The 22,569-nt window shown below is 38.7% G+C and carries 20 protein-coding genes, 1 tRNA gene and 1 riboswitch; of the genes, 10 read left to right on the top strand and 11 right to left on the bottom strand.

The window, feature by feature from the left end; all coding sequences use genetic code 11:
• Positions 1–2: 2 nt before the first annotated feature.
• Both ACZ5V8_RS11325 and ACZ5V8_RS11320 read right to left on the bottom strand, forming a co-directional pair.
• Positions 3–272, bottom strand: coding sequence for a phosphopantetheine-binding protein (locus ACZ5V8_RS11325; RefSeq protein ID WP_440617529.1), 270 nt, complete (start codon positions 270–272; stop codon positions 3–5).
• Positions 272–1,060, bottom strand: coding sequence for a lysophospholipid acyltransferase family protein (locus tag ACZ5V8_RS11320; RefSeq protein ID WP_464217850.1), 789 nt, complete (start codon positions 1,058–1,060; stop codon positions 272–274). Before ACZ5V8_RS11320 ends, ACZ5V8_RS11325 begins: the two co-directional genes overlap by 1 nt.
• Positions 1,061–1,371: 311 nt before the next feature.
• Between ACZ5V8_RS11320 and ACZ5V8_RS11315 the strand changes: the two genes are divergently transcribed.
• The 3 genes from ACZ5V8_RS11315 to ACZ5V8_RS11305 all read left to right on the top strand — a co-directional run bounded on the left by ACZ5V8_RS11315 (position 1,372) and on the right by ACZ5V8_RS11305 (position 5,463).
• Positions 1,372–2,211 carry a DNA/RNA non-specific endonuclease gene (locus tag ACZ5V8_RS11315; protein ID WP_464217849.1) on the top strand — a complete coding sequence of 280 codons (840 nt, stop codon included), beginning with the start codon at positions 1,372–1,374 and terminating at the stop codon, positions 2,209–2,211.
• Positions 2,212–2,318: 107 nt separating this feature from the next.
• Positions 2,319–2,915 carry a GNAT family N-acetyltransferase gene (locus ACZ5V8_RS11310; RefSeq protein ID WP_464217848.1) on the top strand — a complete coding sequence of 199 codons (597 nt, stop codon included), beginning with the start codon at positions 2,319–2,321 and terminating at the stop codon, positions 2,913–2,915.
• 826 nt (positions 2,916–3,741) lie between these two features.
• Entirely contained in the window at positions 3,742–5,463 is a 1,722-nt protein-coding gene (locus ACZ5V8_RS11305; RefSeq protein WP_464217847.1) for an ABC transporter permease subunit, read from the top strand.
• 441 nt (positions 5,464–5,904) lie between these two features.
• Here the strand turns inward: ACZ5V8_RS11305 and ltrA are convergent, their stop codons facing one another.
• Positions 5,905–7,209, bottom strand: coding sequence for a group II intron reverse transcriptase/maturase (gene ltrA / locus ACZ5V8_RS11300; RefSeq protein ID WP_464217846.1), 1,305 nt, complete (start codon positions 7,207–7,209; stop codon positions 5,905–5,907).
• A gap of 644 nt (positions 7,210–7,853) precedes the next feature.
• Between ltrA and ACZ5V8_RS11295 the strand changes: the two genes are divergently transcribed.
• Complete coding sequence (locus ACZ5V8_RS11295) at positions 7,854–8,615, top strand: ABC transporter ATP-binding protein (RefSeq protein ID WP_464217845.1); 762 nt, start codon at positions 7,854–7,856, stop codon at positions 8,613–8,615.
• Between the two features lie 266 nt (positions 8,616–8,881).
• On the opposite strand, the gene ACZ5V8_RS11290 is transcribed toward ACZ5V8_RS11295, so the two are convergent.
• Positions 8,882–9,979 carry a GGDEF domain-containing protein gene (locus ACZ5V8_RS11290; protein ID WP_464217844.1) on the bottom strand — a complete coding sequence of 366 codons (1,098 nt, stop codon included), beginning with the start codon at positions 9,977–9,979 and terminating at the stop codon, positions 8,882–8,884.
• 458 nt (positions 9,980–10,437) lie between these two features.
• Here ACZ5V8_RS11290 and ACZ5V8_RS11285 point away from each other — a divergent pair, with 458 nt between their 5' ends.
• Both ACZ5V8_RS11285 and ACZ5V8_RS11280 read left to right on the top strand, forming a co-directional pair.
• Entirely contained in the window at positions 10,438–10,860 is a 423-nt protein-coding gene (locus ACZ5V8_RS11285) for an Mpo1 family 2-hydroxy fatty acid dioxygenase (RefSeq protein ID WP_440615953.1), read from the top strand.
• Positions 10,861–11,145: 285 nt separating this feature from the next.
• On the top strand, positions 11,146–13,134 hold the full coding sequence (locus ACZ5V8_RS11280) for a BCCT family transporter (protein ID WP_464217843.1): 1,989 nt from the start codon (positions 11,146–11,148) through the stop codon (positions 13,132–13,134).
• Positions 13,135–13,139: 5 nt separating this feature from the next.
• Here the strand turns inward: ACZ5V8_RS11280 and ACZ5V8_RS11275 are convergent, their stop codons facing one another.
• The 3 genes from ACZ5V8_RS11275 to xerC all read right to left on the bottom strand — a co-directional run bounded on the left by ACZ5V8_RS11275 (position 13,140) and on the right by xerC (position 15,097).
• On the bottom strand, positions 13,140–13,352 hold the full coding sequence (locus tag ACZ5V8_RS11275; protein ID WP_464217842.1) for a DUF6356 family protein: 213 nt from the start codon (positions 13,350–13,352) through the stop codon (positions 13,140–13,142).
• Between the two features lie 101 nt (positions 13,353–13,453).
• Positions 13,454–14,203, bottom strand: a complete 750-nt coding sequence (locus ACZ5V8_RS11270; RefSeq protein WP_464217841.1) for a class I SAM-dependent methyltransferase — start codon at positions 14,201–14,203, stop codon at positions 13,454–13,456.
• Between the two features lie 12 nt (positions 14,204–14,215).
• Positions 14,216–15,097, bottom strand: coding sequence for a tyrosine recombinase XerC (gene xerC / locus ACZ5V8_RS11265; RefSeq protein ID WP_464217840.1), 882 nt, complete (start codon positions 15,095–15,097; stop codon positions 14,216–14,218).
• Positions 15,098–15,256: 159 nt separating this feature from the next.
• Here xerC and ACZ5V8_RS11260 point away from each other — a divergent pair, with 159 nt between their 5' ends.
• The 3 genes from ACZ5V8_RS11260 (at position 15,257) to ACZ5V8_RS11250 (ending at position 16,490) form a co-directional block, all read left to right on the top strand.
• On the top strand, positions 15,257–15,934 hold the full coding sequence (locus ACZ5V8_RS11260) for a thiamine diphosphokinase (RefSeq protein WP_464217839.1): 678 nt from the start codon (positions 15,257–15,259) through the stop codon (positions 15,932–15,934).
• Between the two features lie 197 nt (positions 15,935–16,131).
• Positions 16,132–16,338, top strand: coding sequence for a cold-shock protein (locus ACZ5V8_RS11255; RefSeq protein ID WP_117003029.1), 207 nt, complete (start codon positions 16,132–16,134; stop codon positions 16,336–16,338).
• Positions 16,339–16,413: 75 nt separating this feature from the next.
• A tRNA-Pro gene (locus tag ACZ5V8_RS11250) sits at positions 16,414–16,490 on the top strand.
• Positions 16,491–16,499: 9 nt separating this feature from the next.
• On the opposite strand, the gene rpiA is transcribed toward ACZ5V8_RS11250, so the two are convergent.
• The 4 genes from rpiA to sucC all read right to left on the bottom strand — a co-directional run bounded on the left by rpiA (position 16,500) and on the right by sucC (position 20,924).
• Positions 16,500–17,177 carry a ribose-5-phosphate isomerase RpiA gene (rpiA, locus tag ACZ5V8_RS11245; RefSeq protein ID WP_464217838.1) on the bottom strand — a complete coding sequence of 226 codons (678 nt, stop codon included), beginning with the start codon at positions 17,175–17,177 and terminating at the stop codon, positions 16,500–16,502.
• A gap of 389 nt (positions 17,178–17,566) precedes the next feature.
• A complete protein-coding gene (queG, locus tag ACZ5V8_RS11240; protein ID WP_464217837.1) occupies positions 17,567–18,655 on the bottom strand; it encodes a tRNA epoxyqueuosine(34) reductase QueG in 1,089 nt (362 codons plus the stop codon).
• A 212-nt stretch (positions 18,656–18,867) separates the two neighbouring features.
• Entirely contained in the window at positions 18,868–19,752 is an 885-nt protein-coding gene (gene sucD, locus ACZ5V8_RS11235; RefSeq protein ID WP_440615938.1) for a succinate--CoA ligase subunit alpha, read from the bottom strand.
• Positions 19,749–20,924 carry an ADP-forming succinate--CoA ligase subunit beta gene (sucC, locus tag ACZ5V8_RS11230; protein WP_117003708.1) on the bottom strand — a complete coding sequence of 392 codons (1,176 nt, stop codon included), beginning with the start codon at positions 20,922–20,924 and terminating at the stop codon, positions 19,749–19,751. The genes sucD and sucC overlap by 4 nt, the downstream gene beginning before the upstream one ends.
• A gap of 353 nt (positions 20,925–21,277) precedes the next feature.
• On the opposite strand from sucC, the gene ACZ5V8_RS11225 reads away from it, so the two are divergent.
• Entirely contained in the window at positions 21,278–22,144 is an 867-nt protein-coding gene (locus ACZ5V8_RS11225) for a prepilin peptidase (RefSeq protein ID WP_464217836.1), read from the top strand.
• A 250-nt stretch (positions 22,145–22,394) separates the two neighbouring features.
• A riboswitch (TPP riboswitch) is annotated at positions 22,395–22,498 on the top strand.
• The last annotated feature ends 71 nt before the right edge of the window (positions 22,499–22,569 follow it).

Genomic DNA, 22,569 nt, shown 5'->3' with positions numbered 1-22,569 from the left:
TTTTATCCCTTATTATTTTGTGTCGCAATAAATTGCGCTAATGTTTTAACTGATTCAAAGTGCTTTTTTACATCATCAGTGTCTTCATTGAGCTCAATGTTATATTTTTTCTTTAAAGCAACGCCAAGCTCCAATGCATCGATGGAGTCTAAGCCAAGCTCGTCACCAAATAATTGCATATCACTGGCAATATCTTCAGTAGTAATATCTTCTAGATTAAGCACATCAATAATCAGTTCTTTTAATTCCAGTTCAAGTAGGGTGTTATTCATTAATCAATATGACCTTGTAATTGTTGTTGTAATATTTTTGTCAACCGTCTTGCGGCAACCGAAGGAAGTTGATTGCACTCATTTAAAATCGTTTGAGTATCAATAAGATCCTTAACCGTTAACGTAAAGATAGGTTTTGTCGCGGGTATTTTATACCATTTATCATTTTTTGCCAGTGTACTGGGCGCGCAGCTTAAATGAATAATACGAATAGGCGCATTTGCACGAATGGCAATTTGTGCTGCACCTCGCTTTAATTCAATAGGTTTATTTGGGATAGAACGTGTACCTTCAGGAAACATCAATAAGTTATTCCCTGAGTGTAATGTTGCTTTGATATCACTAAATGTTTGCTCAGGATCGATATTGGGAATGTAACCTGCAGTGGAGATAACGCGTCGTACAAAACGGTTGTGCCACAATTGCGCTTTGACAATATTGTCACAAAAGGGCAGCTTAGAGACGATTGATACATAATCAATTAAGGTTGGATGGTTGGCAATGATTAATGTGCCGTTGTCTTTTTTTAATTTTTCAAAGCCAATAAAGTCAAAGCGAATAAGACCTAAGCCAGACATCGTTGCGGTAAAAAAACGAAACGTTAAATAAATACAATATTGCGCAATATGTTTTTTCTGCTGCTTTAAACGAATTATTTTGGCAATGATTAATACCATAGGAATAATAATATAGCCTAACAGTAACCCCCCTAAAGAGAATAATAAAAAACAAAATCCCGTGGCAATAAGGCGCCAGAGGTAGTTTATTTTGTTAAAAAATATATACATTGATAAAAATAAATACACTTTAATATATTTTAGCTATTATTGATAAAATAAACCATTTAGTCAAAAGAGTCAGGTGCATTCGCGATTGCTAGGTAAATCAGCTGAAAGTTATTTAGTCAGTTTTTAAAAATACCAACACAATCGTTGTATCAACAAATGGCGATCATATTGTATTTAGATTAATACAACTAATGCAGATTTTATTATAACAATTATGTCATGGGCTTATTTAATGGTATTTTTTCAAAAAAACTTAACCTCCGCTTCATTTCACGTTACGCTTATGCTCCCGCATATAATAAAGATAAAACATGTTAAACAAGTTTATTAAATATACTGCAGCGATTTTATTGGCTGCTTCATTATTTTCGAGTTCATTTGCCGCAAGTAACACTGCAGCTGCTGTGAGCGGAAGTGCTGTTAAAGCAATCCCACTAGCCGCAAATTACTGCAATGACTTTCTGAAATATGGTAACCCCGGTGGTAAGGTGAGTTTATATCTTTGTCGCGAGGGTTATATTTCTGCTTATAATTATGAAACCAAGCAGCCAAGCTGGGTTGCTTATCGTTTAACCGCACAATCAGTGTCAAGTAAACTCAAGCGTCATGATGAATTTCAACCTGATCCGGAAGTGCCGGCAAAATATCGAGCTGAGTTATCAGATTATAAAAGAAGTGGTTATGACCGTGGGCATTTAGCCCCTTATGCGGCGATGGATTTTAATAAAACAAGTGCTAAGCAGTCGTTTTATCTATCAAATATGTCGCCACAAAAAGGTGGGCTTAATCGTCAGGGTTGGGCAAAGCTTGAGTCTGATGTGCGCTTTTGGGCACAGATGTACAAAGAAGTCTATGTTTACACGGGGCCTGTATTTAAAAACAGTAAAACACATAAAACAATTGGCAAGAATAAAATCTGGGTGCCAGAGTATTTCTTCAAAGTAGTCTATGCGCCAAAACAAGATAAGGCAATTGCCTTTATTATGCCGAATGCTCGCGTTGATAAAAAAGATGTCGCGAAATATCGTGTATCGATCAAAGATGTCGAACAGCGTACTGGCTTGACGTTTTTTAACACCTTGCCTAAGACTCAAGTGGCTGCTTTAATAGATAAAACCTCACCAATGTGGCGCACTAGTTATAGGGCGTAATCTACTTGGTTAGTATATCGTAATAGCATAATGAATTATGGTTTAGACTACGTTTAGTCCACGTTTGACTTAAGTTATATTGATAACAATACAAAGTGAGTAAAAAAATGAGAGAGATTACAATATTAGCGAATGATTTAGTGCGCCTGGAGCCGTTATCTCTTTCGCATTTAGACGGTTTAGAGCAAGCGACTCAAGATGGTAATTTATGGGAGCTGTGGTTTACAATCGTACCAACACCTCAAGATATGAAGAAAGATATTGAGCGTAGATTAAACCTATATCAACAAGGCAGTATGCTGCCTTATACAGTCGTTTGTCAGCAAAGTGGCAAAATTCTGGGTGTGACCAGTTATATGAACATTGATCATGAGCAAAATCGTCTGGAAATTGGTAGTACATGGTATGCTAAATCAGTGCAAGGTACGGCAATTAATGTCGCGTGTAAGCTGCTGCTTTTGGAGCATGCGTTTGAAGTTTTTAAGTGTATTGCCGTTGAATTTAGAACGCATCATCTGAATTTTGCATCGCGACGTGCCATAGAGTCTATTGGTGCCAAATTAGATGGCATTTTGCGCAACCATCGCAGGATGCATAATGGCACGCTGCGTGATACTTGTGTCTATAGTATTATCGATTCTGAATGGAAAACTATCAAGGCGCATTTAAAATATAAGTTAATGGCAAAGCAGCGAAAACAATAATTACCACACCTTTTTGCAACTAAAAATGTATTGTTTTTAGGTAAATATTATAAAAATTAAAAAAATACTTGACCTTTATCCTGCTTAAGTAAATAATGCGCAACAGAACCAAATAGTGCCTGTGATATGTGGGCACATGTGACCCTCCCCAACATGACATTAAGGAGCTAAACATGATAACTTTTCACTCACTTCAACCACCCAGTTGTTGATCTTTTGCAGTTGGAGCTAATCTATAGCTGTTTCATTAATACTTTTATATTTGATTGACTGCGTTTATAGTTTCTGACATCTATCGCAAAATGAGCTATGCCATCTTTTACCTCGCCCCTTGTGGGAGAGGTCGTATAGCGTAAGCTGTACGGGTGAGGGGTAATTGTAACCCAGTTTATTTTTCGTTAGTTATGATAAATGCCAAATAGAAAGTATTCATCAAATAGTTATAACTCCAATGGTGCAATAACCAAAGTAACTCAAAGAATCAGCATAATATGCTTCATATAGGTTGTGTAGTATATTTATGTTGGTTGTTGCTGAGTTATTATTGAAATATTTAGCAATAAAAATAGCTTTGTTTATGCCTTTTTTGGCCTTTTCAGAGCTGTCTTAATTTTGTTTTTGAAATATTAAAAATAAAAGAAATGTACATTGTTAGTATGGTTGAGTATTTGCTTCAACTATCCGCCGTACCCTGAGCGAAGTCGAAGGGTGTGCTAGGAATAAAAACTCATAATGTCAAGTTATAAGGGCTTCGACTTACGCTCAGCCCACGCAGGTGGCTAAGGGTGACTATGAACTATTTTATCAATATATTGAGATGTAATTTATGAATACAATAACATTAAAAAATCACCACAGAAAAAGAAGTTATTTCTTGCATGATATTGTTTTTGTCATGCTGGTTATTACAAGCCTTGGGCTGATGTATTATGCGTGGATTGGCATGCATCAAAGCTTTATCAATGAATCATCTGTTGCTGCAATATCACTAGATCCAAGTCACTTGCCTTATTATACATTACGTACGGTGATGCGTTTACTCATTGGGATGGTATGGTCGTTTGCTTTTGCCTTGATTGCCGGTTATGCCTGTGCTAAGAACAGACATGTTGCACGTATTTTGTTGCCGATTATTAACTTTATGGAATCAGTACCTTTATTGGGTTTCTTAACGTTTACCACGGCATTCTTTTTGTTTTTGTTTCCACGTTCAGTGATGGGGCTTGAAGCGGCAGCAATTTTTGGCGTGTTTACATCGCAAGCATGGAATATGGCATTAATCGTTTATCAGACGATTCGCATTGTGCCAGATGAGGTTATTGATGCATCACATGTTTATAAGCTAAATGCATGGCAGCGTTTTTGGAAGATTGAAATGCCATATTCAGTGCCGGGGCTTTTGTGGAATGTAATGGTGTCACAATCTGCGGCATGGTTTGCACTTGTCGCAACTGAGGCGATTCCGGTGGGAGATAAAGATGTGATGCTACCGGGTGTTGGTGCGTATATTAGTAGTGCACTTGATCACGCCAACGCATTAGCAATCATATATGCACTGATTGCGATTATTTTGACGATTGTTGCTTTTGATCAGTTGGTGTTTCGTCCATTAGTTAAATGGTCAAAGAAGTTTAAATATGAACAGATAAATGTCAGTGGCGCGCATAGCTCATGGATGCATGATCTGTGTACTAAATCAACGTGCTTTAACGCGATTGCTAAAGGCATTAAAACAGTGAGTTTTTACTTTATTAATTCGCCAACAGTTATTGCCAGAAAACTATCGTTTCCGCAATTATCCCTCACGCCAGCCATTCGACACTTATCAACAGTGATTTGGTATCTGTGTATTGTTAGCTTAGCTATTTGGGCAGGTGTTTCATTATGGAAATTTTTCCCTAATGGCAATATGACTTACCTGTTACCACTGATGTGGGAGACGACGTATCGTGTGGCGATTGCCATGGGTTTAAGTATCGTGATTTGTACTCCTCTTGGTATTTGGATCGGGATCTCACCAAAGCGCACCAAAATGTTGCAACCAATCATACAGGTACTGGCAGCTATTCCGCAACCGATCTTCTTCCCAATCGTGGCGATTTTATTGATGTTTGGCGGTGGTAGTTTAAGCATTTGGGCGACTCCATTGATTATGACCGGTACTTCTTGGTATGTATTGTTTAATGTGATTGCTGGGGCTTCAGCCTTGCCATCGGATTTAATTGAGATGTCACGTAGCTTCCACTTAAAGGGCCCTAAATGGTGGTTTAAGTTTGCGATTCCTGCGGTTTTTCCTTATATCGTTTGCGGGATTATCAGTGCTGCAGGTGGTGCGTGGAATTCAGCGATTGCTGCTGAGCTGATCACTTGGGGTGGTAAAACAATTTCAATAAGTGGTATTGGTGAGCTTGTATCGCAAACAACAAGTAATAATCAAGTGGCTGAGGCAGCATTAGCGGTCAGTGCAATGTGTGTGCTTGTTGCGCTGTGTGTCATCTTTATCTGGAAGCCTTTGTATAAGCTTGCAGAAACAAAATATAAAATTTAGGCTAAGACCAAATGTTCACCCACAAGTGTTCACCGTACCCTGAGCGTAAGTCGAAGCGATGCACTGAGCATCAGTCGAAGTGGGTAAGCTTTGGAAAATCATACTTCATAAAGGCTTCGACTTACGCTCAGCCAACGCTTACACAATCAAAGTGGGCAGGAATATGGTCATAGTCATAATTTAAAACTTAAAAAATATAACATAGGTTGACCATCGTTTCTTTGCCAACCTTATCATCAAAACGCAAATGACAGAACGGGTGATGATCTTGGTGAAGAAGCGTGAAAAGAGGATTTGAAAATGAAAAACAATGTACTTATCGAATGCCAAAATATCGAACTTTATTTTGAAAAAGACAAAAAACAGTATCGGGTCAGTGGGGCGGATTAGCCCCGACTGCCCACAGAACCGTGCGTACGGATCCGTACACGGCTCCTCATGTTAAACATACCAGTATGCTAAGCTAAACCAATGTTCTCGGTTGTCGTTTGATTTAGTAACCATGCCCCGTTGGATAAACCATTTGTTGGGGAATGCTATCTCGACAGCCTTTTGGACAGAGAGTTTCCATCTTTTATTGTTGGAATATGCTGCCTTAGCAGCAGTTTTAGGCTTTACGCCGCGTTTAATGAGTGTTGAGCATAGATGTCGTCGGCGTTTTTGTTGACCGACTATCCGTGATCTCATTCTGCGCCTGAATCGAGCTTCGATTTTGGCGATTTGAGCAGGATAGTATGTCATGCCGAAGTACCCAACCCAACCAATGAACCATTGATTGTATTCCTGTATTGTTTCCTCTATGGTTTTGTTGGTGCCACGCGGTGTCAGTTCTTTAACTTTGTGTAGGGCTTTAGCCATTGCTTGTTTTGATATGGCAATGGTGTCTTTAATAATAGTCAGCCCCAAGAACTTTACCTTGTTGGCTTTGGCAACTTGGCTTTTATCGTGATTGATGACTAATTTGAGTCTTTTCTCGATAAATGCAGAAATTGACTTCATAACGCGTTCAGCCGCTTTTCTGGAGTGTAAAAATATGTTACAGTCGTCAGCGAAGCGGGCGAAAGATAAGCCTCGATTTTCTAGCTCTTTATCAAGCTCGTCTAGGACGAAGTTGCTTAATAATGGGCTAAGAGGACTACCTTGAGTTGTACCAGTTTCAGTCGGAATAAAAGTATTGCCTTTCATTGCACCTGATCTTAATGTCATGCCGATTAGGCGCAGTATGCGTTTATCGTCAATCACATGGGATAGTTTTGCAATAAGACGGTCATGGTTGATTCTGTCGAAGAATTTAGATAAGTCTATATCTACGACAAATTCTTTACCTTGAGCAACTTGTTGTCTGGCTGATTCCACGGCTTGTTGTTGAGATTTCCCTGGTCTAAAGCCGAAGCTATAGAATGAGAAACTCGGGTCAAGTTCTGGTTCCAAGACCATTTTAATAGCCGTTTGCACGACTCTATCCCTGACGCAAGGTACGCCCAGAATGCGCACCCCTTTGTTGTCAGGTTTAGGTATTTCAACTCGTCTGACAGGTTTTGGTTTATACGTCCAACTTTGTAGTTCATCTATTAGTTGGCGTAGCTCTTTTTCAAGATTGTTCTCAAATTGCTGTATCGTTATGTTGTCTGAGCCGTGAGAGCCTTTGTTCTTACGGACTTCGAGAAACGCATCAATAAGCGTATTTGGGTAGCAAACTTGGTCAAAGAGACTTTGCGTGCCTAATGGCAATGAGCATTGTGTCATTTCTCTTCTCCTTGCATACGTAGGTCATGATTTGCGTATCATCGTTTAAGCGGCATAAATACGTTTAAGCTCTGGATGATACTCTATGGAATTCCAGCGAATCAGTTACGCATGGATTGTAATGATACGTTGATCATTATTAACATGTTCCGCCCTTCGCCTCCATGTCCATATGGCTGACGCTAAGTTTTACCCTAAACCATGTCACCATGATTATCATAGGCTTAGCGTTTTAAGACTACTACGGCTTCATCTGCAAACCCTTGGCACATAGGCGTTGCATTGCTGCAAAGCGTAGGGCTTAAGCTGACGTAGTTTCAGCGACCCATGCCAACGGCTCGTCACTGGGTAAGATCAGTCTCTCAATCACTGTAATCTACCTGTTATACAGACATGACGTTACGGGGAATTATGTGGCTTCGGTAATCGTGGCTACCTTACCCATCATGCCTGCCTACCGCAGGTTCGCACCGAGCTTAGATCACAGTTTTGACTAGGGCTTCCTTCAGATTCTTCATTGGCTCCTTGTTACTGTTTGTCCTCTTTGAGGCAACAACAAAGAGTTTCTTCAGACACCCTTGCCTTCGTCTACACGTTCCTATTCCCAAGGTCGTGGCGGGGATTCCACCCGCTAGATACTGACCATGCCAGTCGTACCACTTAAAGTGTTAGATCGTATTAACTTCAAATTACATGACAATGAAATCGTTGCTATTTTAGGTAAATCGGGTGCTGGTAAATCAAGCTTTTTACGCATTGCTGCGGGGCTTTTGCATCCAAGCTATGGCTCTGTGCTTTATAAAGATAAGCCGGTGACTAAGCCGCTTGATAATATGAGCATGGTGTTTCAAAACTTTGCATTACTGCCATGGTTGAATGTGGTTGACAATATTCTATTTGGCAGTGATGCATTGGGTATTTCACGTAAAATAAGTGAACCCAAAGCGCATGAACTTATTCAAAAGACCTCATTACAAGGTTTTGAAAAAGCATATGTTAATGAGCTGTCTGGTGGCATGAAACAGCGTGTAGGTTTTGCGCGTGCACTAATGGTTGAGCCGGAGATTTTATTCTTAGATGAGCCGTTTTCATCCCTTGATATTACCACGGCAAATACGCTACGTACGGATATATTAAACTTATGGCTTAATAAACAAATCCCAACGAAATCAATGGTATTGGTCACGCATAGTGTGGAAGAAGCGGTGATGATGGCAGATCGTGTTATTATCTTTGATAACCATCCAGGTAAAATCGCCTATGAGCATGTATTAAATATCCCACGATTAAGAGATAAGCGCTCAGCAGATGTGTTAAAGCACATCGACCTTTTAGAGCAAAAGTTGAATAGCATAAATGCTAATAGTGTAGAAAAAGAAGGGAAAATAATCACCATACAGGCGTAATCAGTGCTTTGCTAGATTTGACTGATGGTTTCTATAATTAAACTGTTAAATAAACGTAAGGAAATAAAATGAAAAAATTAAATTTAGTCGGTTCCATGTTATCTGTATTGACGATGTTAGCTCTGGGTTCTGTTTCTCAGGGTGCATACGCTATTAATGTGGGAGCTATAACTGGATCCACATTGCTAAAAAGTTGTCCATTGTCATGTTTTGGCATGCAAGGTAACGTAGCTAGGGCTGCAGGTCTCTGCAATGATTGTTAGTTTTCAGGGTGTCTTGCACACTTGTAAACAAACCATACCATTGCGCCCTGCCGCTTTCACTTGATAAAGGGCTTCATCTGCTTTGTTTAAGGTGGTTTCAAAGTTATTTGATTCCAGTGGATGATATAGGTTAGTGGCAACACCAATACTGATCGTGACTTGAATTGAGCCGATTTTGGGGATGTCTTGGCGTACTTTTGTATTAAGCCGTTGCCCAATTTCTTGGGCTTGTGGCATTGTAGTATTTGGTAATAGAATCACATACTCATCACCACCAAAGCGCGATACGATATCATCTTTTCGTGTGTGCTGCTTTAATATACTTGCCACATTCTGAAGAACCTTGTCGCCCATGGCATGCCCATGTTGGTCATTAATTCTTTTGAATTTATCAATATCAATAAACATTATACTGTAAGGTGTTCCTTCGCGAGTATGATGCTTGAAGTCACTGACACGGTCATGAAAAGCACTGCGATTAAGTAGATTCGTTAGCTTATCAGTGGTCGCCATAATCTCGAGTTGTTTCTCACTATATTCCAGATCAGACAAAATAACCGATATAGTTGTAGCAATTACAATAGTAATGGTTATTAAAATAAATACATTTGTTGTCTTTTGATCACTCAATGGCAGTTCAATCAAATAGTTATGGTTAGGATACGCCACACAAAAAATCATCAAAGCAACTGAAGTTAGCGATAGAAACCATTTGGTTTTATGTTGATTAACCGCAAAAATCATGTTGCTAAAGGGCGGGACTGCCATGAAGAAAAGGTAGTTTAAGAGCTCAGGCTGATACAAAAAGTAAGTAAAAACAAAGGTGTTGATAATAAATAGTGCACCAAGCGTGAACTTTGCCAGATAGTAACGGCGATATATTAATAAAACAAGCGGTATGCAATAAGAAAGTACCGCACAATAGCTATACACACCACCATAGATTTCTTTTTCAGTTGTAAAATGCAAAATACCAAAGATGGAGTTACCAATAATAACAAGCATCAAGCTAACAAGTGTTACATGAATACGGTGCCAGTAGGATGATCTGGAGTTTTTGATATTGAATTTATTGTTTAACCATATTTTTGCTTGTCTCATCACCAATATCCATTTGATATTTTTATAGCTTTGTTGTGGCTTTAGATAGCAATAACTATAGCTGAAATTTAATAAAAGGCTATAAAATCAGCACATTGATAATCAATGCTTGGATATACTAATATGTTGTGTGTGCAATATGAGCATTAATTTTATGGCAAATTAACGTTATGCTAGCGATGTTTTATTGATTGATGAAAACTTTAAAAAAGAGCCAAAAAAGAATAAAAACGGGAGAAGCCATGAAATTACTTAAGAACCTATTGTTGCCAGCGATTGTTATTGGACCATTTGTATTTGGTGCGGCAGTTATTTTTCTGATTTACCATGTCTATGACAAAATTTGAGCATTATTGTTCCATGCGCAAGTGAGACAATATGGTTTGTGATATGACTATTTAAAAAATATAACTTACGTTAGACTATAGACATTCATAGGTGTCTATAGGAATCTGACAATGAAAACACTTGATCAATGGCTTGATGAATATGCTCAAAGCCATCAAAATAAAACCAATAAGATGATTCACTACATCTTTGTGCCACTTATTATGTTTAGCTTAATGGGCGTTTTATTGAGTATATCTCCTTGGCTTATGTGGCTTTTAGTGGTTGTTAGCCTGATTTTCTACGCGCGATTATCATTGGGTCTTAGTCTATATATGCTGTTGATTACACTGATTATGATCATTATTCTTTATCAAATACCACATCTTTTTTGGGTGAGCCTTGTCATATTTATTATTAGTTGGATTTTTCAGTTTATAGGACACAAACTTGAGGGCAAAAAGCCATCTTTTTTTAAAGATTTACAGTTTTTACTGATAGGACCTTTATGGGTCTTGAATCATGTTCTAAGCAGATGTGATCACAATAAATAGTTATGCAAATATTACCAATAAACTATTGCTTAGATGCTTATAAGTTGCATGGTAATAATTCAAAAATAAGTTGAGCTTCAATTACTCCCCTCACCCGTGCAGCTTAAGCTGCACGAGCGATCCCGCAAGGGGAGAGGTACTAACTGATGCAACTTATTCTTGATTCATTACATGACCCTTTCCATCAAAGGTGAGGCAATGGTGGGAGTTTGTCTTTGAAGCTTTTTTGAAAGCTTGAGTTAAATGTGTTAGGGTAAAAAAGGATTGATAACAGAGGAGGAGTTTATGAGTAGGCAAAAAGGCGCCTATGCACCCGTATTTTACCCATCGATAATTTTGATTGTATTGTTTGCATTGATTGGCGTGCTATGGCCGGAGCATGCTAAATTATTTTTTGCAAATATCCAAAGTTGGTTAACGTTACAAACTGGATGGCTTTATATTCTAGGTATGGCAATCTTTGTCTGTTTATGTATATTCTTGATGGTGAGTCGTCTGGGGGATATCAAATTAGGTCCAGATCACAGTTTGCCTGAGCATAGCAATATTTCTTGGTTTGCAATGTTATTTGCTGCAGGTATGGGAATTGGTTTGATGTTCTTTAGTGTTGCTGAACCATTGCAACATTATTTGTCACCGCCAGATGTTAGCACAAACAGTAGTATTCTTGCAGCAAAAGATGCAATGAATGTGACTTTCTTTCATTGGGGGTTGCAGGCGTGGTCAGTGTATGCAATTGTTGGTTTAGCTTTGGCATATTTTTCGTATCGTCATAAGTTACCATTGCTGCCACGTTCGGTGCTCTACCCGCTTATTGGCAAAAGGATTTATGGTGTGATAGGGCATGTTGTTGACGTGTTTGCAATCCTAGGTACGATGTTTGGTATTGCTACATCATTGGGGTTAGGAGCAACACAAGTCAATGCCGGATTGCACTTTTTATTTAATGTCCCTGTCAATGTGTCAATACAAACCATTTTGATCATTATCATCACACTCATTGCAACAGCTTCAGTGGCATTGGGGCTAGAAAAGGGTATTAAACTATTAAGTAACTTCAACATTATCATAGCGATACTTTTATTATTGTTTGTGCTGTGCTTGGGCGGCTTTACATCGTTATTGCAAGCGTTTGTGCAAAACACAGGAAGTTACTTAAGTAGTATTGTTAATAAAACCTTTAATCTCTATGCTTATGAGAATAAACAAGGGTGGCTAAGTGGCTGGACATTGTTCTACTGGGGGTGGTGGATAGCATGGTCGCCGTTTGTTGGAATGTTTATCGCTAAAGTATCAAAAGGGCGTACCATTCGTGAGTTTTTGGTTGGTGTCTTATTTATTCCAACCGGTTTTACCTTTCTTTGGCTAAGTGTTTTTGGTAATTCAGCGATTAATTTGGTATTGCATGATCAGTCAATGGCATTGGTACAAGCCGTGCAGCATAATATTCCGGTGGCATTATTTGAATTCTTGCAGCACTTTCCATTATCTTCAATTACTTCAATACTTGCTTTGATTTTATTGGTAACCTTTTTTGTGACTTCAGCAGATTCAGGCTCACTGGTGATTGATATTATTGCTACGGCAAATGCCAAAAAATCGATTGTATGGCAACGCATCTTTTGGTCATTGCTAGAAGGCTTTTTAGCAATATCTTTGCTTTATTCAGGAGGATTAGCGGCACTGCAAACAGCGACTATTGCGAGTGCTTTTCCATTTCTAATTGTATTGTTTTTCATGTGTATTGCATTAGTTAAAGCATTGCGTGAGGACTATTTGCGCCTATCAAGTATTCAAACACATTCAACGGCAATACAGTACACATCGGCAAATGCAAGTTGGCAACAACGTTTAGATGGTCTGTTGATGCTACCCAATCGCGCACAAGCATTAACGTTTTTAAAACAAGTAGTGCAACCTGCGATTGAAAAAGTCGGGATACGTATTAGAAAGGAGTTAGAAGTTCAAATTATAATGGATGAGGATAAAGTGCGTTTATTGATTCCAAAATCAGATGATATTGATTTTGTTTATAGTGTACATATTCGCGCTTTTTCTTTACCAAGCTACGCTGAGGATGATGGTGGTAATGAAAAAAATATAGATGAGCAAGATAAACACTATTATCGTGCTGAAGTATTTTTAGAGCATGGTGGTCAGCAATATGACATTATGGGCTATACCGAAGAGCAGGTGATTGCCGATATCTTAACGCAATATGAAAAGCATCTTTATTATATTCATGTATCAAATGCGGGTAAGGCGCTTGTTTAATTGAGTTAGTCGCACGTTGAGTTCAGACGCTTTTTGAAGCGTTGCTGTAGTTTGTTTAGAATATTGCTTGCCGTTTTTTCAAACAAAAAAGGCAATATTGCATGTATCGTACAAAATATACCGGCTGCAATCATCAACCCACCGCAATAGAGCGCTTCTTTAGCATGTTGAAAATATCCTTCATTAATATCGTTTAAATGTTTAGTTAAATAATTCATGTTATCCTCCTTTTAGTCTCCGATTACCTATGCTAAAGGAGCTATATTGTACTTGTCAAAATGTTATGGCTCCATATCAAAAAATGACATTATCAACATAGTTAGCAAGCATAGACATCAAATCGACTACTTTTACCAATCACTTGATTGGTAGGTTTTTGATTGTCAATAAAATCGCCTAAGCGCGGGCGTTTAACGACTATCTTTTTAGGGCTTAATGCCTTAGCTTGTTGGAAAAGAAGCTTATTACTTTGTTCATCAATGCCTACCAAATCATGCAATAATTGCATATTCTTTTTGACCTTGGCACTTTTAGTACGCTCAGGAAACATTGGATCCAGATAAATTACATCATATTTATCTACTTGATGCGCATGATTAAAGTGAGTTGAGTTAGCAAAATAAAGACTAATTCGATGCGAAATTTCTGATATATGCATATTATTTTGAGCGCGCTGCAAGCCATCTTGAAGCAACAAAAATACATAAGGATTTTGCTCAATGGCATTGATGCTATGCCCGCGTGCGGCAAGAGAGAAGCTATCCTGCCCAAGACCTGCAGTCATATCTAGAATGTGTAGCTTGTCTTTGTTTTTACCCTCAATTGCTTTAATCAAATCAAGTTTTGCGGCATTGGGTTTGATGCGATTTTGAATATCATGACTATTGAAGTCTACGCAAAGCGTTAATACTGAATCGCTATGCTTTAGTGTTAGAGCATTATCTTCATACTCTAGATAAAATGACTGCTCAGGGATGGTGTGTAATCTATTGATAGAGATAGATTTAAGCATCTCTACATCGGGTGAGACTGTCGTGTTATGAGATGTGAGATAGTTTATGGATTGCATATATCGTAAGTCTTATTTTTTACGCTTAGCGCGTGGGTGGGTTTGGTCATACACGCTCGCTAATTGTTGAAAATCAAGATGTGTATAAATTTGAGTGGTTGAAATATCGCTATGACCTAATAAATTCTGCACAGCGACAAGATCTCTTGAGGACTCAAGCAAGTGGCTAGCAAAGGCGTGCCTTAGCATATGCGGATGAATATGCTTTGGTGCGTGCTCAAGTGCAAACTTTTCAAACCGCTTTTGAATGCTGCGCGCTTGAATTGGTATGCCTTTTAAGGTGGTAAAAAGATAGTCATGGGTGCAATTTAAACCTTGACGTATGTGTAACCATTTATTGATGGCGATAATCGCTTTATTACCAATTGGTACGATACGTTCTTTACTGCCTTTGCCAAATACGCGAATGGTTTGTTGTGAGAAATCGATTTGTTCAAAACGTAATTGAGCTAATTCACTAAGGCGCAGTCCGCTACTGTAGATAACCTCAAGCATGGCAAGATCACGCAGCTCTAAATCATCATCGCTTTGATAATCTAGAACTTGCTGCATTTGATCAACATCGAGGGTTTTGGGAAGTTTTTTAGCTGCTTTGGGCGCTTTGATCGCATAAGAAGGGGCTTCTGTGATTATTTCATTGCTTAACAAATAGCGGAAAAAAGATTTAACAGCACTTAATTTACGTTGAATGGATTTGGGGCTAATGCCTTGGCTATGTAATGTTTTAAGCCAGAGCTTTATCTCTTGTGATGTACTTTCAGCAAGTGCTTTATCTTTGCTTTGCAAAAAGACATCAAACCCATGTAAGTCACGCTGATAGGCATCGATGGTAAGATCAGAGTAATTGCGCTCAAATTTTAGGTGATGTAAAAAGCCATTGAATTCTTGTGTCATAGCATTGTTCATACGGTCAGTTGTTAAATGATATACTCTCATTTAATTGTAGAGTATATCAACTGGTGGTATATATTGAAAATAATAAGCGATCAAAATGGTAAAAACTTAATAACAAATATGTTATAGCATGTAATACAATGCGCTCTAATGAAACTCATGTTCTATAAAGAGGAAATATTGGCAAAAGCGGCAATTTTATTAATTAATGGTGAGATAGATATTAAATTTTGTGAGTCGTATATCAGTAAGCATTCAGATGACTTGCCTATTTATTGTGCTGATGGTGCATTTAATCAGATTCAAGATGTCAAAAGTCTGGTTAATAAAGTACAGATGATTATTGGTGATGGTGATTCAATTGATCATGCCAAGCGCTTAAATATCCCCTATCAGCAAGATGATGATCAATATTCTACTGATTTTGAGAAAGCGTTAAGCCATTTACGACAACACGGATATCGTGAGTTATTTTTATTCGGGTTTGGCGGTAAGGAAATGGATCATTACCTTGGCAATATATCAACCTTGTTTAAGCATCAGCATCAACTCAAATATCAAGTGATTGATCGTTTTGGTGTGTCTCAGTTGATGCATCAAAAAATGCACATAACCAATGCCAAGGGTAAGATGATTTCAATTGTGCCACTGTTTGAGCTTGTTGATTTAACACTACAAGGATTCGCCTTTGATTTAGATAAATATACATTACGCTTTGGTGAGGAGCTGGGCATTCGCAATCATGCGCTTAAAGATGAGCTGTTTATTGACTATTCACAGGGCAGTGGCTTGCTGTTTTTATCGCATGATCCTTATCATCGATCGCTGTCAAAATAAAATAGTTAGCGTTGCGCAGATAAAATGATTTGTTTTTTATACAGTCTTGCTATACTGAGTGCGACTTTTTGGTCTTTGAGTGATTTTTGTTCTTATATGTGAGTGATTTTATCATGCTGCATATACCCACTAAGCGCATAAGAGTACATGGAGTCAGTAAAGTTTAATTTAAATATAATAGTAAGAGAGTATAGGATATGTCGCAACAAACAGGTGCCGTAAAATTTTTTAATGAAACAAAAGGCTTTGGTTTTATCAAGCCAGACAATGGTGGTTCTGATCTTTTCGTTCATGTAACTGCATTAAATGGTTTACAATCATTAGCTAATGATCAACGCGTTTCATTTGATATTGAAGATGGCCGCCGTGGTCCACAAGCAGTAAACGTTCAAATTGCTGGATAATTTATTTCATTAAGAGCGCTTCTAGGAGCGCTTTGTCATTACTTCAAAATGTTTCATTATTGTGAGATTTGACCTCGGGGCGTAGCGCAGCTTGGTAGCGCGTTAGCATGGGGTGCTAAAGGTCGTGGGTTCAAATCCCGCCGTCCCGACCATGGTTAATTTTATCCAATAATATCGATTTGACCTTTATCATTGGCTATAAGCAATGTATCCGCAGGGTTAACTGCAAACAATCCATTGCAAACCACACCGGTGATTTGGTTAATTTGCTGTTCAAGCTTCAATGGGTTATCGATCATCAAGTTATGAATATCAATGATAATGTTGCCATTATCAGTAATCACTCCTTCGCGATAGATTGGTTGACCGCCTAGCTTCATTAACTCTTTGGCAACATAGCTTCTTGCCATGGGGATGACTTCAACTGGTAATGGAAAGCGTCCTAGTTGAGGCACTAGCTTAGTTTGATCAATAATACAGATGAACTTGTCGCTAGCAACACGGCAAATTTTCTCGCGGGTTAATGCAGCTCCGCCACCTTTGATTAACTCACGGTGTTTATTGGCCTCATCAGCGCCATCAATATAAATATCAACTTTATTAGGATAGTTTAAATCAACGACTTCAAAGCCATGTGCCTTCAGGCGTTTAGTGCTTTCCTCAGAACTTGAGACAGTCAGCTCAACTTTGGATTTAATTTTAGCAAGCTCATCAATAAAGAAATTAACCGTTGAGCCTGTACCAACACCAACGGTCATTCCCGGTTTGATATATTCAATTGCGGCAGTTGCAGCAATTTTTTTTAATTCATTTTGATCTGTTTTTTTATTGAAAAACATAAGTGGTGTCATCCAATTAATCGAGATAGGTGGCTTATTTTGGCATATTTATGGGGGATTACAAAGGTAAAAAATAAGTCAAGGTTATAGATTATAGTGATATGTATTAAGTGGAAATAAAGCAAAATAATAAGAAACTCTACAAAACAGCTTGGTTGAAGGTGGTGAAAAGTGATCACTATGTGGTGTTTTGATTAAAATATAAGCTAAATTTATGAAAATGGCAAATTTCTCACAAAGATTTAGTTAAAATCCTACATATTTTGATAATTGTTTTGTCCATAATGTCACTCATGCAACGGATGGCGACCTTAACGGATGAAGGTAGAAATGGATAGCCCCCCCCGCACGGATGAACTTTAATAGGATATGGATATCCTGAAACCCACCTAAATTTTTGCCATCTGTTGCTCAATTCCCCAGTTGATATGATCTAAGAGCAAAGCATTGTTGATATGTGTTAGTTTGGCTTTTTCAAGTAGTGTAACAATCTCTTTGGAAAAAGGTGCATTACCAAGGGCGATATAGATATTTCTAAGCCAAGCCTGATAACCAATTCGACGAATAGCAGAGCCTTCTGTTTTTTTCAAAAACTCTTGTTCTGACCATTGTGCTAAATTTATCAAACTTTGTTGGCTTAAGTGCGCGCGTGCGCGAAAATCCGACTCAGCGGTTACAGGTGCTTCCTTATTAATCGGGCATACCAGCTGACAATCATCACAACCATAGATGCGATTACCAATTGCTTGACGATATTGCATTGGAATCACACCTTTATTTTCAATCGTCAAATAAGAGATGCATTTATTGGCATCAATGACTTTGTTGTTAACTATAGCATTGGTAGGGCATGCTTTAATACAAGCTTGGCATTTACCACATTGATCTGCTATAGGCGATGGTGCAAACGCACTAAAATCAAGGCTAGAATAGATGCATCCGATAAAGAAAAATGAGCCCTCGACTGGATGCAGGAGATTGCTGTTTTTACCTATCCAGCCAAGACCCGCTTTTTCAGCTAATGGTTTTTCTAACACAGGGGCGCTATCAGTGAAAACGCGAGCACTATGCTCTGGGAAAATATCTTGAATAAAATCACTTAGTTTACTTAGTTTCTGACGTAATACTTTGTGATAATCACGACCATGTGCATAAACAGAAATAGCGGCATTTTCACTTGGTGTTGTTAGTATCTGGCGAATGCCTTTGAAGCAATAAGCTTGAGGTAAGTAGTTTAACCGCACCACAATAACACTTTTAGTGCCTGCAACAAGCTCATGTGGTGTATAGCGTTTACTACCATGTTTGATCATGTAATTAAGATCAGCATGATAACCTTGCTCAAGCCACTCTTGATATTTAGGGATATACTGATCAAGTAGGCAGTCAGTGGCTGAAATATCAGAAATGCCTAGTGTAGTCAGTGCAAATTGTTTAATGCTGTTCCACTGTTCTAAGCTTACGCTGTTCGAGTTCAATGTTCTTAAAACTGTTTGAGATGGATTCACGAGGTAGGCTCGATTGTACTGCAATGCGATGGCAAATAATACAAATAATTAATAATGCAATCATGATCTTAGGTAGATCAAAAATACCTATTCCACCATCATAACTCTCAAGATAAGATATAGCGATTAGCTATAAAAAGTTAGTCAGCGCATTTTAATATGCGCTTGGTAAAAACAGAGGATTAAGCAGGAGTCGCCCAACCAGTAACTTCTTGTAGGACTTTGCCTAGTTCAGCAGGTGATTTGCTAACAGCGACACCTGCAGCTTCAAGTGCTGCAAATTTCTCAGCAGCTGTACCTTTACCGCCAGAGATGATAGCGCCTGCGTGACCCATGCGCTTACCAGCAGGTGCTGTTACACCCGCGATGTATGATACAACTGGTTTAGTAACGTTGTTTTTTATGTATTCAGCAGCTTCTTCCTCAGCTGAACCACCGATCTCACCAACCATGATGATTGCTTCAGTTTGTGGATCGTTTTGGAACATCTCTAGAGCATCGATAAAGTTAGTGCCAGGGATTGGATCGCCACCGATACCGATACATGTTGATTGACCAAAGCCTAAAGCAGTTGTTTGGTTAACTGCTTCGTATGTTAATGTACCAGAGCGTGATACGATACCAACTTTGCCTGGCATATGGATGCTGCCTGGCATAATACCAATTTTGCACTCACCTGGCGTAATAACGCCTGGGCAGTTTGGACCGATCAAACGTGAACCTGAGCGCTCAACATAAACTTTAGCTTCAAGCATATCCATAACAGGAATGCCTTCCGTAATACATACGATCAATTTGATGCCAGCATCAGCCGCTTCAATGATTGAGTCTTTACAAAAAGGCGCTGGTACGTAGATCACTGTTGCATCAGGTTGTACTGCATCAACGGCTTCTTGAACTGTGTTGAATACGGGCAAGCCTAAGTGCGTTGTACCGCCTTTGCCTGGTGTGACGCCGCCAACCATTTTTGTACCATAAGCAATTGCTTGCTCTGAATGAAAAGTCCCTTGCTTACCAGTAAAACCTTGGCAGATAACTTTTGTATTCTTATTAACTAAAACGCTCATACGTGAGATACCTCTTTAACTGCTTCGATGATTTTCTTCGCACCATCTGTGAAACCATTAGCAGCAATAATATTTAAACCGCTTTCTTTTAATTTTTTGGCACCTAATTCAGCATTTGTACCGGCAAGACGCACAACCACTGGCACTTTGACGCCAACTTCTTCAACTGCTGCCATAATACCTTCAGCAATCATGTCACAACGCACGATGCCACCGAATATGTTAACAAATACACCTTTAACTGCCGCATCAGATAGAATGATTTTGAATGCTTCTGATACGCGTTCTTTTGTAGCCCCACCGCCTACATCTAGGAAGTTTGCAGGACGTCCGCCGTGAAGTTTAACGATGTCCATTGTTGCCATTGCAAGACCAGCGCCGTTAACCATGCACCCTATATCACCATCTAAAGCAACATAATTAAGTTCCCACTCAGCCGCACGTGCTTCACGCTCATCTTCTTGCGATAAGTCACGCCATTCAGCTAATTGTGGTTGGCGATATAATGCATTGCCATCAACAGCTACTTTAGCATCTAAACAATGAAGGTTGCCTTCTTTGGTGATCACCAAAGGATTGATTTCTAAAAGTTCAAGATCTCTTTCTTGAAACATCTTGGCAAGACCTAAGAAAATCTTAGTGAATTGCTTGATTTGATTACCTTCTAAGCCAAGCTTAAACGCAATTTTACGTGCTTGATAAGGTTGTGCGCCGACGACAGGATCAATAATTTCTTTGAAGATTTTCTCAGGTGTTTTTTCTGCAACTTCTTCAATTTCAACACCACCTTCAGTTGATGCCATAAAGATAATACGACGCGTGCTACGATCAACAACCGCGCTTAGATATAATTCTTTGGCAATATCAGTGCAGCTTTCGATAAGGATTTTGCTAACTGGCTGACCGTTTTCATCGGTTTGGAAAGTAACAAGACGTGTACCCATCATGTTTTTCACAAAATTAGCAACATCTTCCTTGTTAGAAACTAGCTTCACGCCACCCGCTTTACCGCGACCGCCTGCGTGAACCTGAGCCTTAACAACCCACATGTCACCACCAATTTTATCAACAGCAACCAACGCTTCTTCAACGCTTTCAACAGCATAACCTTTTGATACCGGTAAGCCGTATTCAGCAAAAAGCTGTTTTGCTTGATATTCATGTAAATTCATATCTTTCTCACTATTTAACTTTATGGTTTGTTTAACAAAATTTTCATGTTCTGATCGACACAAAAACGAAAACACCGGCAAGTATATACCACCCGCAAACCATTTTACAGTCTTTCTGCCATTGAATTTCTTGTTCTTTTGAGCCATTTGATATTGCTAATAGTCCTTGCTATTGCCTGCAATCCAATGACTCAAAATCATCAAAAACTTCTTTGACATTAAACAACGCAAAATGATTCACGAGTGGTATATCGTAATATTGATGCTCGGTTAAGCATCAATTACCAAAGTTTTTGTTTTCGCTTTTTTTAATCAGTATATACTCATAAGAAATTAGTTTTTTGAATGTGTTTATGGAATTTTTAAACGAGATAGCAGCTATTATTATCATTGCGGCAACCATTGTTGCTGTCTGTGTTGGCAGTTTTTTAAATGTGGTCATCACACGCTTACCTAAAATCTTAGATAAACAATATAAAGATCAAGCTTATGATATGCTCGATATCTCGCAACCTGATATAGATGAGAGTTCATCCGAGAATATCCATCGCCAGTCAGCTTGTCCGGTGTGCCATCACCCATTAAAACCATGGCATAATATCCCCCTTTTAAGCTTTATCTTTTTACGTGGCAAATGCAGCTTTTGCCACAGTAAAATATCTTTACTTTATCCAAGTGTTGAATTAATTAGCGGTCTTTTAGTGCTTCTCACGCTGTATTATTTTGGAGTCACACCTGCAGCTTTGTTGTTATGCTTGATGTATTTCTTTTTAATCCCATTAACGATGATTGATCTTAAACATTTTATGTTGCCTGATAATCTAACCTTACCTTTGTTATGGCTTGGGCTATTAATAAATTGCGCATTTATTTTTAGCTCGCCAATACAGGCAATATTAGGTGCTGTTCTTGGTTATGGCATATTGTGGATAGTATTCTGGTTGTTTAAGCTGATTACCAAGAAAGAAGGGATGGGCTATGGTGACTTTAAGTTAATGGCAGCACTTGGCGCCTGGTTTGGCGCACCTAGTCTATTATTTTTAATATTCACCAGTGCGGTAATCGGCATTGTGTTTGCTATTGTCATAAGCTTAATAAAGCGACAAGGAGCTTCGCTAATCCCTTTTGGTCCCTCCATCGCAATTGCTGGAGTATTGTATCCTTTTGTCGGTCAAACGCTCACCCATGCATATTTCCAAATGCTATTTCCGCACTTCTAGGTAAGATTATGTGGTGATGACAATATTTCGACTCATTTTGATTGTATGAGCACTGGCTGAGTGTAAGTCGAAGCCTCTATGAAGTGTTATTTTCCTGAGCTTACCCACTTCGACTGATGCCGAGCGCATTGCTTCGATTTACGCGCAGGGTGCGATGAGCCCTTTTGGGCAAACATTTAGGCTTAGCCGATTATGTTAAGAACAAAATCTAGCAGTAGACACCTCCAAAAAATTACTTTACGATAAATCGCGTTTACAACAGGGGTGCCGTTGGCTGAGAGCAAAATGCAAATTTTGTAACCCTTTGTACCTGAACTAGTTAGTACTAGCGTAGGAAGTTGTTATAGCGATTTGTATTTTGTACTGTGCTTAAAATGATTGGCGCGATATATCACAAAAAGTTTTCCTACGCATGTAAAAGGCAA

It is taken from the genome of Cysteiniphilum sp. GTC20157 (genome assembly GCF_055396795.1).
This window is presented reverse-complemented; position numbering and strand designations above follow the sequence as displayed.

What these genes read in the sequence shown, in the direction of transcription:
- rpiA (WP_464217838.1), bottom strand. Translation starts at nt 17,177, where the DNA reads ATGTTTTTCAATAAAAAAACAGATCAAAATGAATTAAAAAAAATTGCT.
- ACZ5V8_RS11325 (WP_440617529.1), bottom strand. Translation starts at nt 272, where the DNA reads ATGAATAACACCCTACTTGAACTGGAATTAAAAGAACTGATTATTGAT.
- ACZ5V8_RS11290 (WP_464217844.1), bottom strand. Translation starts at nt 9,979, where the DNA reads ATGAGACAAGCAAAAATATGGTTAAACAATAAATTCAATATCAAAAAC.
- sucD (WP_440615938.1), bottom strand. Translation starts at nt 19,752, where the DNA reads ATGAGCGTTTTAGTTAATAAGAATACAAAAGTTATCTGCCAAGGTTTT.
- ACZ5V8_RS11255 (WP_117003029.1), top strand. Translation starts at nt 16,132, where the DNA reads ATGTCGCAACAAACAGGTGCCGTAAAATTTTTTAATGAAACAAAAGGC.
- ACZ5V8_RS11315 (WP_464217849.1), top strand. Translation starts at nt 1,372, where the DNA reads ATGTTAAACAAGTTTATTAAATATACTGCAGCGATTTTATTGGCTGCT.
- ACZ5V8_RS11270 (WP_464217841.1), bottom strand. Translation starts at nt 14,203, where the DNA reads ATGCAATCCATAAACTATCTCACATCTCATAACACGACAGTCTCACCC.
- ACZ5V8_RS11285 (WP_440615953.1), top strand. Translation starts at nt 10,438, where the DNA reads ATGAAAACACTTGATCAATGGCTTGATGAATATGCTCAAAGCCATCAA.
- ltrA (WP_464217846.1), bottom strand. Translation starts at nt 7,209, where the DNA reads ATGACACAATGCTCATTGCCATTAGGCACGCAAAGTCTCTTTGACCAA.
- ACZ5V8_RS11310 (WP_464217848.1), top strand. Translation starts at nt 2,319, where the DNA reads ATGAGAGAGATTACAATATTAGCGAATGATTTAGTGCGCCTGGAGCCG.
- sucC (WP_117003708.1), bottom strand. Translation starts at nt 20,924, where the DNA reads ATGAATTTACATGAATATCAAGCAAAACAGCTTTTTGCTGAATACGGC.
- xerC (WP_464217840.1), bottom strand. Translation starts at nt 15,097, where the DNA reads ATGACACAAGAATTCAATGGCTTTTTACATCACCTAAAATTTGAGCGC.
- ACZ5V8_RS11225 (WP_464217836.1), top strand. Translation starts at nt 21,278, where the DNA reads ATGGAATTTTTAAACGAGATAGCAGCTATTATTATCATTGCGGCAACC.
- ACZ5V8_RS11305 (WP_464217847.1), top strand. Translation starts at nt 3,742, where the DNA reads ATGAATACAATAACATTAAAAAATCACCACAGAAAAAGAAGTTATTTC.
- ACZ5V8_RS11295 (WP_464217845.1), top strand. Translation starts at nt 7,854, where the DNA reads ATGCCAGTCGTACCACTTAAAGTGTTAGATCGTATTAACTTCAAATTA.
- ACZ5V8_RS11275 (WP_464217842.1), bottom strand. Translation starts at nt 13,352, where the DNA reads ATGAATTATTTAACTAAACATTTAAACGATATTAATGAAGGATATTTT.
- ACZ5V8_RS11280 (WP_464217843.1), top strand. Translation starts at nt 11,146, where the DNA reads ATGAGTAGGCAAAAAGGCGCCTATGCACCCGTATTTTACCCATCGATA.
- ACZ5V8_RS11260 (WP_464217839.1), top strand. Translation starts at nt 15,257, where the DNA reads ATGTTCTATAAAGAGGAAATATTGGCAAAAGCGGCAATTTTATTAATT.
- ACZ5V8_RS11320 (WP_464217850.1), bottom strand. Translation starts at nt 1,060, where the DNA reads ATGTATATATTTTTTAACAAAATAAACTACCTCTGGCGCCTTATTGCC.